Here is a 14,013-nt window from a genome sequence, read left to right on the forward strand (position 1 = left end):
TCTTGCACTAAACTCTCGATCGCGCGATCGTATAACCGCGCCGTGTAACCTTTCTGCACTTATCCAGCAAGCCCTATATAGTGCGATCGTCCCCGAAGAGCGATCGACTTCGCTCGCGGGGACGCTCCCACTATCAAGGATTAAAATATATAATTCCGATGCTATCGGAAACGATATCAGAAACCACATAGCAGTGATAAAAATCCATCCATCCCTGCTTTTGTTGCGTTCCAGACGCGGACTTACTTCTAGCGCTAAAACCGCTAAATCAGTATTGCTCATGGCCAAAACAGCGCAAAACTGTCGCTCCCACTATCAAGGATTAAAATATATAATTCCGATGCTATCGGAAACGATATCAGAAACCACATAGCAGTGATAAAAATCCATCCATCCCTGCTTTTGTTGCGTTCCAGACGCGGACTTACTTCTAGCGCTAAAACCGCTAAATCAGTATTGCTCATGGCCAAAACAGCGCAAAACTGTCGATGGAAAATTAAACTATAGTCCGCTGCGATCGCGATCGCCAAATATGTATAGCGATTCTCACAAAAGTGAGGTATGCCCTATGCCCACGGAGGCCTATGCCCACGGAGGCCTATGCCCTATCCCGGATAGTACCTCATACCAGAGCACAGAAAGGCTATACGTAAGTACAGCGGGACTGCTAATTTTAACGTCCGAGTTTATTGGGAATCCCTTCGCAGCCGCCGGGAATAGTGTCTCTCGACTTCGAGCCACACCAAGCGCAACAGTAATAGCGCTGAGCCTCTGACAGTCGCTTGACAGCCGTGAAATCAGCGCGTTCAACCACGGCGCCGGTATATTCGCCCGTTTCATAGTTGGGAAATTCCGTGCGGGTGCGAGGAGATGCAGTTTCTGCCGATCCGTAGAATAATATCGCCGCTTTCATGTCAGCACGATCGAGCTTGGCATCGTACAGGATAGCGCGCGAGAGGTTGGCTTTGACTAAATCGCATTTGCTGAGATTGGCCCGGACAAGGTTGGCTTCGCTCAACTCGGTCCACCGCAAATCGGTGCTAGCGAGGTCAGCACCGGCTAACATCACGTTTAAATCGATGACGCGGATACCGTGAGATCTGTCTTCTGCGTAGCCGCCGTCGCCGTCAAGGATGGCGCGGCCCAAAAGCCGATCGCGCTTCAGAGGAGTCACCAATCTCGACTGGGACAAAAACCGTAGAATTTTCGCCTTACCTTCAGCATCCACACTGCTCATAATTGCAGCGGTGCGACCTTCGGCGATCGCCCTTTCCTGCGGCCAATCTTCCAAAAACCCTTGTTCATCAAGGGCTAAATCGGAAACCCCTTGAAAATAAGCATCAATAGTTTGCTGCTGCGTAATTCGATTTTGCTGAATCGTCAAATCCTTCGAGATTACGTACTGCCGCCAAGCCACATAAACGCCCAAAATTGCGATCAAAATTTGCCCCAAAGCGCCGATTAACTCGCCGAGAGCTCCGATAGCGTCCCAGTTGATTTCGATGTTGCGGCTTCCCGGTTGCGTATTAGTACCGCTAAGCATCAGCAAGCCAACGATCCCAGCTAAAAGCCCGAAGCAGGAGATGATCAGCGTGCGCCAAGTCGGCGGAATTACCTGCGTCCAAATTTTGCCCCAACTCGGCCACATCATCCGCAGCGATATGCCGATCGCACCGACGGCCCCAATTAAGCCGATCCAAATGCTATCGTTAGCCAGCCCTACAATCATTGCTACGATCGCCGCCAGCGTCAGCACCGAACCCGACATCTCAGCAGTCGTTTGTGCCGGCTGTATCGGCGCAAAAATCATGTGGTTTGGACGCGAAGGCCGCGGTTTTGTCGATTCAGCAGTAGCAACGATTGTTGCTGATTCTGGTGGGACAACAGGACTCGCACCGTTAGGACTTTCTACAGTCACGTTGGAATCAGGAGGATTGGGTTGAGCAGAGTTTGGTTCTGGTGTCATGCGTTGAGGCAAATTCTAATTTTTGGCGATCGTTAAAACGATTTTAACCAATGAAGCACGATTATAGATAGCATTACAATATAGATATCCAATTATTACACTCCAATAGGTAAAATAATATGACTCTGGTACTCCCCAATCTTCAAAGCAAACAAATGGGTCAAGTAATCACTACCATCACAGTCACGAATTTCATCGATCTGGTTATGGCAGAACGGGGATTTATTTCTGCTGAGGAAGTTCGCTCTGTCAACCTCGATAACGTTGTTGTCGATACCGGAGCAACTCTGCTTTCCTTGCCTGCTCCCATTATTAGCCAACTAGGTTTAAAACAAGTAGGAGAAAGAGATGTAGAAACATCGGCCGGTATCAAAAAAGGTCGAATTTTTGCAGGTGCTCAAATTATTGTAGAGGGGAGAGAAGGCAGATTTGATTGTCTGGAATTGCCCGAAGGCGTTTCGGCTGTTTTGTTGGGCGTGATTCCAATGGAAGAACTAGGCCTAGAACCAGATTTAAAAAATCGACGGTTGCGAGTATTGCCGATGAACAACCAGCAAACATATCTGATGGGCTAGTCAGCGTTTACCGCAGCACAAACCTCTCGCCTGTAATTCTCTCAAGTCCCGTCAATTACCCGCCATCAAAAATGTTTGTAGTGAGGACTCAACTCCTGATACAACTTAGATGACTTTAGTCTTATATACAAATAATTTTTGTTTTTTATGAAAAATCCTATTGCATCCAGTTTTAAAACATCCTACCACAAAAAAGCTTTGTTGGTAAATATAAGTTTTTAACCCTACATCTAGCGAGCAGAATAAGCCTTGAACAAATACAAACCAACCGTCGCAAATATCAAAACAATTATCCCTAAAAGCAATTCCATACTAAATTTTTGAGCATTGCCCAAAGCCACAAGAATTTGTTGCCGCACCACAAAAGCAAACAGCCAACAAACCTCCGCTTTCAGCCAAACCAAAAGGCTTCTGGCTAGGAGATATTGTCGGCGCGCATTTTCTTCGGTAATCCGTACTGGATAATTAAAAGTATGCGGATAGCGCGATACTGCTGTTAAAACCACAAAAATAACGGCAGCCACCGCCGGCAGTATCCAGATTGTCACCCTGTCGCCCCAACTATCAGGCTGCCCGGAAAATCCGAAATGAATCGGAATTCGATCGGGCAAAACAGCCCAAAATTCTACGATCGGCAAAACAGCAAGCACAATCGCGATCGCCCCGGCGAACTCTACCGCCAAATCAGCAGGCGAAAGCCCCAGGGATCTAACAGGCCTTTGGTTTGGTGTGTTTCCAGTCATGGCTACTTAAAATTAGATTAAGATTGAAAGTAATAGTATTGCTTCCCATTTCCTCCCCCAACAGCTTTCGTTGGGGATTTTCAAACAATCTCGTGAGGTTTTATGACGGTTCAGGTTTTGGTGGAAAAGAAAAAGTTAGAAAAACCGCCCCTAACAATACACACTTTAGGCGATCGCGTCCTGCGGCAGCCAGCAAAGCGTGTCAGCAGCGTCGATGCAGAAATTCGGCAGTTAGTCCGAGAAATGCTGCAAACCATGTACAGTGCCGACGGCATCGGTTTAGCAGCCCCCCAAGTCGGAGTCCACAAACAAGTAATTGTTATCGACTGCGAACCCGACAATCCGGCGATACCTCCATTGGTTTTGATCAACCCCACCATCAAAAGTAGCAGCAGCGAAGTCTGCATCTTGCAAGAAGGGTGTTTGAGCATTCCGGGAGTTTATTTTGATGTCAAACGCCCAGAAGTCATTGAAGTGTCTTACCGCGACGAATTCGGTCGCCCCCAAACACTCAAAGCTCAAGACTTGCTGTCTAAGGTGATCCAACACGAAATCGATCATCTCAACGGCGTGCTGTTTGTAGACAGAGTAGAAAACAAACTTGCATTGAATGAAGAATTAGTCAAGCAAAAATATTCGCCCAAGGCAGTAAAATCAATATGATGGCAGGAACTCCCAAAAGTGGTTTATTGTTAGCTCTTTCTTGCATCACTGCGATCGCCGCCGTCGGCTCCATCTTTGAGTTGTCTTCGGGAGACGCTCAACTCGGAAATGTAGTGACGGGTATCATCCTCGCCCTCAGCGTACCGCTAACAGGCATATTTTTCTATGCCGCCGTTCAGGATGCTAGAGCAAATCTATAGGTACAGTCATTAGTTATTGGTTATTAGTTGTTAGTCATTAGTTATTAGTTATTAGTTATTGGTTATTGGTTATTAGTTATAGGTTATTAGTCGGAATCTAAAATCTCATAATTGTGGAATCAAGATTACGGATAACAAACAATATAACTAAACAGCGAGAAAATGACTAATAACTATGTTATCAATACTGCCAACAAATTAGATCGGCTAACGACTGATGACTAATGACTAACAACTGAGGGCGGGCACGCACCATCCACCCCCCCCCCTACCAACTACCAACTACCAACTACCAAATACCAACTAATAAGGGCGGGTACGGGGGCACCGCCCTACCAACTAATAACCAATAACTAATAACCAATAACTAATAACCAATAACCAATAACTAATAACTAATAACTAATAACCAATAACTAATAACCAATAACTAATAACTAATGACTAACAACTAATGACTAATGAAATCGGATTTTTGCGACAAGTGCCAGCCAAAGGCTCTGCGGCATCGGCAGCGTCCAAGTACCCACTTTCTGAATATGGGGAAGTGGCGATCGGACGCGATCGCAATTGTCACATAGCCCTAGAGTCGATCGCCCACGGCATGGTTTCCCGCCGCCACGCCGCAGTCCGCCCCCTGACTCATGGTAATTGGACGAGATGGCAAATTTGCGACCTCAACAGCGCTAACGGAACTTATGTCAACGGTCAAAAACTGCAAGGCTGCCAAACTTTACAAACAGGCGATCGTATCAGTCTCGGTCAAGACGGCCCTGAATTCATATTTGAAACTTCCGCAACCCCTCACCAAAATAAACCCGGATTCTCCCAGGCCCCAACGGTCAATTTTGAGCCGCCCGAAAAAGACGCTCTAACTTTAACTCAATTATTCCCGATCGCCTCCACCGGCAAACAATTAAGCCAAAAAGCATACTTATATCCAGGTATAGCCACAGTTATTTTTGTCGTGTCGATGTTTCTCGCCGTCGGAAATTCCGCAGCCTTCAACTTCCTGCTGTCAGCCTACCTAGCCGGTGCAGCCTACTACTTCATTTATCAACTGTGCGGCAAACACAAACCTTGGTGGGTATTGCTCGGTACCGCTTTAGCCACAGTCCTGATACTGCTAAGCCCCTTATTGATTGGATTTATATTAGTATTTAGAGAAATTTTGCCCGGTCGTTTGCCCACAGAAGGCGAACAAATCAGTTTTTTACCTTTTTTAATCAGAATGTTCTTCGGGGCGGGTCTGATGGAAGAATTGCTGAAAGCCCTGCCCGTTTTGGGAGCGATGCTGCTGGGAAATTTACTAAAAAATCCCTGGCGCGATCGCATCGGCGTTTGGGAACCATTAGACGGAATTCTGTTAGGAAGTGCCTCAGCAGTCGGCTTTACACTACTAGAAACTCTCGGTCAATACGTTCCCAATATCATCCAAAATATCACCCTGCAAGCAGGCCCAGAAGCCGGACAATTAGTAGGATTGCAATTGCTCATTCCCCGCATTTTAGGCTCCGCCGCCGGACACATGGCTTACAGCGGCTATTTGGGATATTTTATCGGTTTAAGCGCCCTCAAACCCAGGAAGCGCTGGCAAATTTTGGGCGTAGGTTATTTTAGCGCCTCCGCACTTCACGCATTGTGGAATGCGTCGGGAGCAGTCAGCGTACTTTTGCTGGCCTTGGTGGGAGTTTTGTCCTATGCGTTTTTGGTGGCGGCTATTTTGAAAGCTAGGGCTTTGTCTCCGAATCGAGAGCAAAATTTTGCTACTCGCATATTTTATGAAAAGTGAACTAGCAGGTCAAGCAGCGATTTTTTTCTTATGTTTCAACCAGCTTAAACCGGCCAATGCTAAAGCTGTCCCTCCAACGGTGAGAGGTTCGGGAACTGGTTCGGCGGCGGTATCCAGGCGATCGCCCGCAGCATATCCATCATGTATAATTATATTTGTCAATACGTAATTTCCTAGAAAAATACCGCAATATTAAGCTCTCGTCCATAGGTAGCGCCTGCGTAATTGCTGACGGCTAGAATCCCAGCCCAACTTAGAAATTCTTCACAAATAGTTTGACTGTGGTACTATCTGGATGAGCTGTGAGTAGCTTAGGGAAGCCAACGGGCTTGATTCCTGTGGTGGAGGAGAATCCAGGAGTGCTAGATAGGATGTCATTGGGATACGCAAACGTTTTCGTCAAGCGAAGTCAACCCGAACCCCTCCGCATTGGGGTAATTGGGGTTGGCAATATGGGCCAACACCATACGCGAGTTTTGAGCTTGCTAAAAGATATCGAACTCGTGGGTGTTGCAGATATAAATGTAGAGCGGGGAATTGATGTAGCAAGCAAATACCGGGTTCGCTTCTTTGAAGACTACCGAGATTTGCTCGCCCACGTAGATGCAGTTTGCGTCGCCGTTCCAACTCGCCTGCACCACCCTGTGGGGATGTCTTGTCTCCAAGCAGGGGTTCACGTTTTAATTGAAAAGCCGATCGCAGCTAGCATTGCTGAAGCCGAATCTTTAGTCAACGCCGCTGCAGAAGCCCACCGCATTTTGCAAGTGGGTCACATCGAACGCTTCAATCCAGCTTTTCAGGAACTCGGCAAAGTGCTGAAAACTGAAGAGCTACTGGCATTGGAAGCTCACCGGATGAGTCCCTATTCCGATCGGGCCAACGACGTATCGGTAGTTTTGGATTTAATGATCCACGACATCGACTTGCTTCTGGAATTGGCAAATTCTCAAGTAGTAAAATTGACGGCTAGCGGTAGCCGCGCATCAGATTCAGGTTATTTAGACTACGTGACAGCGACGCTGAACTTTGCTAACGGCATTGTCGCCACCCTGACAGCAAGCAAGGTGACGCACCGCAAACTTCGTTCAATCGCCGCTCACTGCAAAAATTCTTTGACAGAGGCAGATTTTCTTAACAACGAAATCTTGATTCACCGACAAACCACCGCCAATTACGTGACAGATTACGGTCAGGTGCTTTACCGTCAAGATGGGTTGATCGAGAAAGTTTACACCAGCAATATTGAACCGCTCCACGCAGAATTGGAGCATTTTATTAATTGCGTGCGGGGTGGAAATCAGCCTTCAGTCGGAGGAGAACAAGCTCTCAAAGCTCTGCGGCTTGCGAGTTTGATCGAGCAAATGGCTCTCGACGGTCAAGCTTGGTATCCACAAAAGCTAGAGTCTACTTTGCAAGTTAGCTAAATCGAGACAAATTCTGTCGTTTCCGGGTGCCTTGACAGTTTGGGGTTTGTTGTTTGTTGAATAGGGTAACTGTTTGGGCGCAACCGGATTCGATGTCACTCGATTGTAGATTTTAGATTTTAGATTGTAGATTTTAGATTGACTCCACAGATGCAATCTGCGGGCTTAAACTGTCAATTTTAGATGAAAGATTTGAGATTGACTTCACATCCTTTATTGGGAGATGAAACAGTCTATTTGAAATCTCAGATTTGAGGTAGACTCCACAGATGCAATCTGCAGGCTTAAACTAAAATTAATTTTTTTTTGCTTTCCACAACCTATGTCGGGGGAGGGCAATTATCCATCTTTGGCTAAAGTCACAATTTTTGATCTTAAAAAAGAGCGACTATTTGACTGCTGATAGTTTGGCTAACTAGCTGATTTCCTTGAGGGCTTGGGTGAATGCTGTCTCGATACAAAGTTGCAAGTTGCGCCGCACAATTGAAAATAGGAAGAAAATCTATGTAAGTAATTTTCTCCTGTGTGACAAGTTCGGCGAGACGCTCTCTAGCCTTGACTTCCCAGTCTCTAGGGCCCTCGCCGCATTCATGGCGCTTGGGAGTCACCGCTAGCAAAAACTCGACGTTAGCCGATACAGCTATTGTTTGGATTTGGCGAATAGCTTCTAAGTTGCAGCCGACTACATCGCCACTTTTGGCTACGGCTGCTGCTAATTGGCTCGCTGGCATCGCAGGTAGCAAGTAACGGCTCAATAATTCTAGCGCGGCCGAGAGCGGTTGGCGATCCGGGTAAGCTCGATCGCGCCCCACCACCAGAGAAGAAGGAGCAGATGCAAACAAATCGTCCGTATTCAGCAGCAACACCAGAATTTTTGACCCAAAAACACCGAACCGCTGGGCGTAAGCAAGTTGATTCCTCGGCCCCCAAGAATTGGCTGAGGCATTCAGAATTTCAAACTTTGAGTAGTTGACTTTTGAACTTAATTGTGCATTGGTTGCCAGATTTTGTACTTGCAGCCTCAACTGGCGAGCCATAATTTCGGAGATGGTATCTGTCTGATCTGTCCACCAACCGCCGTTGGCGACAGAATCTCCCAACAGCAAAACCCGCAGAGTGTCTGAGGCTGGGAGTGGGGCGATCGTTCCAGTACGCATCGAATACTCATTAATCTCAATCCGGTTTCGCAAACGGCGCACCCTCTGGTTGGGCGCCAACAAATAGCCGCACTCCGCATCAGCAATGTAAATCAAGGGATTGCCAAAACCCAGCAACACCCGCAGCAGCACTTCGATTGCTGCCCACAATCCGCAGGTGAGGGCCAAAATTATCAGAACAAATTTCAACGATTAACCTCAATCTAAAACGGATACGGTGCTACGTACTATCTGTGGTAAAGAGTGCAAAATTTGAGACTTTTGTTCAACCTCCGGTAATTCACCCGCTTTCAGTAAATCGAAAATCTGCAATACCCGAATCGAAAATCGACTAAATGCTGCCCAATTCAGGCTTTTAGCAACTCTGCAGCGCGATCGAGTCATCGGAATCGCCCGCGTGGATATAGAATTCTAGAATATACCGTCAAAATCCGCCGTCAGCCGTCAGTGAACTTGGTGGTTTCAGGAAAATCCGTGGACTTAAAACAAATATTCAAAACGCCGAATCCCATAATCGGTGTCGTACATTTACAGCCTTTGCCAACTTCTCCCCGCTGGGGCGGGAACCTCAAAGCTATTATCGGAAGAGCCGAGCAAGAGGCTACAGCGCTGGCTTCTGGCGGCGCAAACGGTATCATAGTCGAGAACTTTTTTGATGCTCCTTTTGCCAAAGACAGCGTAGATCCGGCTGTTGTCAGTGCGATGACTCTGGTAGTCGAGAGGCTAACAAATCTCGTGACACTGCCGATCGGCGTTAACGTGCTGCGAAACGACGCCCACAGCGCGATCGCCATCGCCTCCTGCACGGGAGCTCAATTCATCCGCGTCAACGTCCTCAACGGCATCATGGCTACAGACCAAGGCTTAATTGAAGGCCAAGCACACCAGCTCCTGCGCTACCGTCGGGAATTGGGAAGCGATGTCAAAATATTAGCAGACGTGCTAGTCAAGCACGGGCGACCCCTGGGAGGCTCCAACTTGACCACAGCCGTCTCAGAGACGATCGGGCGCGCCTTAGCCGACGCCGTAATTCTTTCCGGCTGGACAACCGGCAGCCCACCCAATCTCGAAGACTTAGAACTTGCGAGTGCAGCAGCGGGGGAAACTCCTGTATTCATCGGTAGCGGTGCATCGTGGGAAAACATTTCCAGCCTCATGCAAGCTGCAGACGGAGTAATTGTGTCGAGCTCGCTGAAACGAAATGGCCGCATCGAACAACCGATCGATCCCATCCGCGTCAGTCAATTTGTAGAAGCCGCCCATCGCAGCTTTTCCGAGAAAGAGCTCGAACAAGAAAACAAAAACGCTAATGGTTCGAGAGGGCTAACACCGGAACCGGGCAGAGTCAGAAGTAAAACGTAAAATAGGAATTGTTGGCAGTTGTTAGTTGTTAGTTGGCAGTTGTTAGTTGTTAGTTGGCAACAGTCAGTAGGGGCGGTGGATGGTGCGGGCCCGCCCTCTTAACAGCCAACTGCCAACAGTCAACAGTCAACAGTCAACAGTCAACAGTCAACAATCAACAATTCCCAAATCAAAAAAATGATTCGCCGACGTTCAACCCCTTGGATTCATCGCTGGTCTAGGACGGTGATGGCAGCCATCGCAGCCATCGGCGTCCTAGAAACGGCCTATCTGACGATCGCTAAATTCACAACAAACTCAGTAATTTGTCCCACCAGCGGCTGCGACAAAGTTCTCAACAGTCCCTACGCTACAGTCTTTGGCACAGTGCCTTTAAGTTTATTAGGTTGTCTGGCATACCTGAGCATCGCAATTCTGGCATTAGCTCCCAAAGCCGTCAATCCTGACAACAACAAACGGCTGCACTCTCAACTAGAAAATTGGACTTGGCAAGCCCTATTTATCATCACCGCTGCGATGCTAATATTCAGCAGCTATTTGATGTATTTGATGGCTTTTGAAATTAAGGATCTGTGCATTTACTGCATCAGTTCCGCCTTATTTGCCCTGTCGCTGTTTGTGCTGGTGCTAGTCGGGCGCGACTGGGAAGATATCGGACAATTAGTTTTTACAGGCATTTTGGTGGTGATGGTGAGTTCGATCGGCGCTTTAGCCCTATACAACAGCGTCAGCTCACCCGCTCCTTTTGTTTCTGCTACCCCCGGAATTTTACCCCCAGCAGTCACCACAACCTCCGGGCCGGCACAAATTGCTTTAGCCCGCCATCTCCGACAAATCGGCGCTAAAGAATACGGCGCTTACTGGTGTCCCCACTGTCACGATCAAAAAATGCTATTTGGGAAAGAAGCAGCCAAAATAATTGATTATTTTGAATGCGATCCCAGAGGGCAAAATTCCCGCGCTGAAATTTGCCAAGCTGGTGCTGCAAATATTAAAGGTTTCCCTACTTGGGAAATTCAAGGTCAGTTTTATTCGGGGACACAAACTTTGGATAAACTCGCTGAGTTATCCGGTTACACTGGCCCGCGCAACTTTCAAAAATGATAGCAAGGCTTGAGAGTTGAGATCCGAGATTTTTTGGGGTAGGAAAAATCCAGCTTTTTAAAGCTTAGCTAATAGACCTCTTGCATAAATATTTGATTGATGGGTAAACCGCAGATTTCAAGCGGATAAACACCGATAGACGCAGATAATTTAATCTGCTCTGCGAATGAGTGCAAGAGGTCTAATCTTTTTCGGCTGTTGTAAAATCACTCAAAAATATCGCATCTATAGCCTTTCAAGCGAAAGATGAGGTACTATCCGGGATAGGCCAAACCGGGCATAGGCCAAACCGGGCTATCTTCACTTTTTTCAGAACCGCTATACAATCCATAAAAAAAAATTAAACATTAGTTGGTGCGAATTTTAAAATACTTTCGGAAGTATTGTAGTATTAAGTCTGAAAAAAAATCAATTATCATTCCTTCATGCAATAGATTTCCCTAAACTGCGGATAAATCGACCATCTTCCAGAAAGACCAACAATCTCATATAACCGCACCAGATATATTCAAAAATCCCGAAAAAACCCAGAGTTTCACTGCCCAACATTTTTGCTGTAGCAAGCTTTATTATAATTTTTATAAATAGTAGAACTACTAGACATTTTACAAATAAAATCAAAAAACCGGATTTCTGCTTCCAGACTCATTAAACTGGTATTGCATTAATTCGCTTTCAATTCCTGCAATTATCTGCGTTTATCTGGGTCTATCTGCCTGAAATCTGCGGTTGCCAAGTGCGATAAAAAACTTAGGCAACTCCAGTCTCTTGTCAAATGAGATATTTTGCCAGGATCGACTGAGCCGATCGCCGAGAAGATATAAAAGCTATATGTAGTAGTAGCTTAGATGCTCCAAAGGCGAGGCAAAAATTCCCAAAATTATGATAGAAAGTATCAAAAAATGGCTCGATCGAGAACGCAGAGTATTGATTACTGCCAGTACGGTTGCCGGTACGGTGATTGTACTGCGCTGGTTCGGATTTTTGCAGGTGTGGGAATGGACTGCTTTCGACCACTTTGTGCGCGGGCGGCCAGCCGAACCAATTGACTCGCGCATCGTGATTGTAGAAATTAAGGAAGCTGACTTGCAAAAATACGGCTACCCAATTTCCGATGCTGTATTGGCCCAATTGCTGCAAAAATTGCACGCTGGCAAACCGCGGGCGATCGGTCTCGACGTTTACCGAGATTTGCCCACTCAACCGGGTAACGCCGAATTGCTCAAAACTTTTAAAACTATTCCTAACTTAATTGGCATTGAGTTGATGCCAGATGAAACCAGGATTGGAGTTCGGCCCCCTCCGGTTCTTGAGGAGTCCTCGCGCGTCGGTTTCAACAACGTTGTCATCGATGCTGACGGTAAAGTGCGCCGAGCTTTGCTTTACTCTTGGCCCGGAGACGGCAAAACTCATGAAAGCTTCGCGCTCAAACTAGCTTTGCTTTACCTCGAAGGCGAAGGGATTTCTCCTCAGCCAGCAACTGTCAATCCTAAATACTTGCAGTTAGGCAAGGGGGTGTTTCGACCTTTTGAGCCGAATGACGGTGCTTACGTGCGAGCGGACAGCCGCGGCTATCAAATTCTGGCTGCTCTGCGCGGTCCGAGCGGCAGTTTCCGCACTGCATCGATGGGTGACGTGCTTTCTGGCAAAGTACCGGCGGATTTTGTGCGATCGCGCGTTGTGTTGATCGGCTCAACAGCCACCAGCCTCAAAGACTTTCAGCAAAATGCTTACAGTTCGGGTGTGTTTGCTCCTCCCCAGCCCATACCGGGAGTCGAGCTTCAGGCTCATTTCTTGAGCCAAATTTTGAGTGCGGCCCTCGACGGACGCGAAGGTATCAATGTTTGGCCCGAGGCTGGGGAGTTACTGTGGATTTTACTGTGGTCTTGGGTGGGAGCGAGTGTGAGCTGGAAGTTGCGATCGCTCGGGCGATCGGCTGGGTGTTTGTCAAGTATCTGTCTCGGTTTGAGTGCCAGTTTATACTTAGCTTTTTTAGACGGTTGGTGGCTGCCATTAATTCCTGCAATCCTCAGTCTTTTCGGTTCTGGCGTAGCAGTTGTCGGCTATCTGGCTCACTTGCAAGAAGAACTAAAACGCTCTAAAGAATTTTTACAATCGCTAATCGATACAATTCCAGACCCGATTTTTGTCAAAGATATAAATCACCGCTGGGTTGTGTTGAATCAGGCCTATTGTCGGTTAATCGGCTATCCTTGGGAAATTTTAACCCATCGCACAGATTACGACTTATTTCCCCAAGCCGAAGCCGATATATTTTGGCAGCAAGACGAATTAGTATTGCAAACTCAACAGCCGCAAGAAAATGAAGAATATTTTACCGATGCTCACGGAATTACGCATCTGATTGCGACTAAAAGAACCCTGCACAAAGATGCAGCCGGCAACTTATTTTTAGTCGGAGCGATCAGAGATGTTACCGAGCGCAAACTTCGCGAAGACGCTCTAGAGAAAAAAAATGCTGAACTCAGCCACCAAGCTTCTCACGATGCTCTTACAGGTTTGCCCAACCGTAAAATGTTTTACGAATGTTTGCATCTGTCTCTAGAAAGAGCTTCTTGCAATCAAGAACTGGTAGCTTTACTGTTTTTAGATTTAGATGGATTTAAGTCTATCAACGACACTCTCGGACACAATGTGGGCGATTTACTCTTAAAATCAGTTGCTAACAGGCTCAGACAATGCTTGCGCGGCAGCGATATCATCTCGCGGCTGGGCGGCGACGAGTTCACAGTCATCCTGTCGGCAATTCCCGGTAATGAGGAAGCTGCAAAGGTAGCTGAAAAAATTTGCGATGCCATCGTGCAGCCTTTTTTTTTAGAAGAACATAAAGTTTCTGTAACTACAAGTATTGGTATTAGTTTATATCCAACTGACGGTCAAGAGTCAGAGATTTTAGTCAAAAATGCCGATGCTGCAATGTATCGTGCTAAGGAACGGGGGAAAAATCAATATCAATTTCTTGAGTAATTTATCATCAGTCATCAGTCATCAGTCATCAGTCATTAG

General features: G+C 46.8%; 12 protein-coding genes and 1 pseudogene. 8 read left to right on the forward strand and 5 right to left on the reverse strand.

What is annotated here, in order from left to right; all coding sequences use genetic code 11:
- Together QUA01_RS24165 and QUA01_RS24170 are read right to left on the reverse strand one after the other, a co-directional pair.
- A pseudogene (locus tag QUA01_RS24165) lies at positions 1-282 on the reverse strand (hypothetical protein); the annotation flags it as partial.
- A 391-nt stretch (positions 283-673) separates the two neighbouring features.
- The gene (locus QUA01_RS24170) at positions 674-1,966 is read right to left on the reverse strand and encodes a pentapeptide repeat-containing protein (protein WP_333092969.1); all 1,293 of its coding nucleotides are present in this window, start codon (positions 1,964-1,966) and stop codon (positions 674-676) included.
- Positions 1,967-2,085: 119 nt separating this feature from the next.
- Here QUA01_RS24170 and QUA01_RS24175 point away from each other — a divergent pair, with 119 nt between their 5' ends.
- Positions 2,086-2,541, forward strand: a complete 456-nt coding sequence (locus QUA01_RS24175) for an aspartyl protease (RefSeq protein WP_333092970.1) — start codon at positions 2,086-2,088, stop codon at positions 2,539-2,541.
- 230 nt (positions 2,542-2,771) lie between these two features.
- Here QUA01_RS24175 and QUA01_RS24180 read toward each other — a convergent pair whose 3' ends face one another.
- On the reverse strand, positions 2,772-3,284 hold the full coding sequence (locus tag QUA01_RS24180; RefSeq protein WP_333092971.1) for a DUF1648 domain-containing protein: 513 nt from the start codon (positions 3,282-3,284) through the stop codon (positions 2,772-2,774).
- A 102-nt stretch (positions 3,285-3,386) separates the two neighbouring features.
- On the opposite strand from QUA01_RS24180, the gene def reads away from it, so the two are divergent.
- The 3 genes from def (at position 3,387) to QUA01_RS24195 (ending at position 5,939) form a co-directional block, all read left to right on the forward strand.
- Positions 3,387-3,947 carry a peptide deformylase gene (def, locus tag QUA01_RS24185; RefSeq protein WP_194008141.1) on the forward strand — a complete coding sequence of 187 codons (561 nt, stop codon included), beginning with the start codon at positions 3,387-3,389 and terminating at the stop codon, positions 3,945-3,947.
- Entirely contained in the window at positions 3,947-4,147 is a 201-nt protein-coding gene (locus tag QUA01_RS24190) for a hypothetical protein (protein ID WP_304941012.1), read from the forward strand. The genes def and QUA01_RS24190 overlap by 1 nt, the downstream gene beginning before the upstream one ends.
- 454 nt (positions 4,148-4,601) lie before the next feature.
- Positions 4,602-5,939 carry a PrsW family glutamic-type intramembrane protease gene (locus QUA01_RS24195; protein ID WP_333092972.1) on the forward strand — a complete coding sequence of 446 codons (1,338 nt, stop codon included), beginning with the start codon at positions 4,602-4,604 and terminating at the stop codon, positions 5,937-5,939.
- A 9-nt stretch (positions 5,940-5,948) separates the two neighbouring features.
- Here the strand turns inward: QUA01_RS24195 and QUA01_RS24200 are convergent, their stop codons facing one another.
- The gene (locus QUA01_RS24200) at positions 5,949-6,101 is read right to left on the reverse strand and encodes a PEP-CTERM sorting domain-containing protein (protein ID WP_333092973.1); all 153 of its coding nucleotides are present in this window, start codon (positions 6,099-6,101) and stop codon (positions 5,949-5,951) included.
- Positions 6,102-6,310: 209 nt separating this feature from the next.
- Between QUA01_RS24200 and QUA01_RS24205 the strand changes: the two genes are divergently transcribed.
- Complete coding sequence (locus QUA01_RS24205; protein WP_333093003.1) at positions 6,311-7,363, forward strand: Gfo/Idh/MocA family oxidoreductase; 1,053 nt, start codon at positions 6,311-6,313, stop codon at positions 7,361-7,363.
- 374 nt (positions 7,364-7,737) lie between these two features.
- On the opposite strand, the gene QUA01_RS24210 is transcribed toward QUA01_RS24205, so the two are convergent.
- Positions 7,738-8,709 (reverse strand): SGNH/GDSL hydrolase family protein, encoded by a 972-nt coding sequence (locus QUA01_RS24210; protein ID WP_333092974.1) that lies wholly within the window; start codon positions 8,707-8,709, stop codon positions 7,738-7,740.
- A 285-nt stretch (positions 8,710-8,994) separates the two neighbouring features.
- Between QUA01_RS24210 and btpA the strand changes: the two genes are divergently transcribed.
- The 3 genes from btpA (at position 8,995) to QUA01_RS24225 (ending at position 13,974) form a co-directional block, all read left to right on the forward strand.
- Positions 8,995-9,882 carry a photosystem I biogenesis protein BtpA gene (gene btpA, locus QUA01_RS24215; RefSeq protein WP_333092975.1) on the forward strand — a complete coding sequence of 296 codons (888 nt, stop codon included), beginning with the start codon at positions 8,995-8,997 and terminating at the stop codon, positions 9,880-9,882.
- Between the two features lie 177 nt (positions 9,883-10,059).
- Positions 10,060-10,986: a vitamin K epoxide reductase family protein gene (locus QUA01_RS24220; RefSeq protein ID WP_194067560.1), complete on the forward strand. Its 927-nt coding sequence runs from the start codon at positions 10,060-10,062 to the stop codon at positions 10,984-10,986.
- Between the two features lie 882 nt (positions 10,987-11,868).
- Positions 11,869-13,974 (forward strand): CHASE2 domain-containing protein, encoded by a 2,106-nt coding sequence (locus tag QUA01_RS24225; protein WP_333092976.1) that lies wholly within the window; start codon positions 11,869-11,871, stop codon positions 13,972-13,974.
- The last annotated feature ends 39 nt before the right edge of the window (positions 13,975-14,013 follow it).

Source organism: Microcoleus sp. S36a_B3 (genome assembly GCF_036700745.1).
Lineage (GTDB): Bacteria > Cyanobacteriota > Cyanobacteriia > Cyanobacteriales > Microcoleaceae > Microcoleus.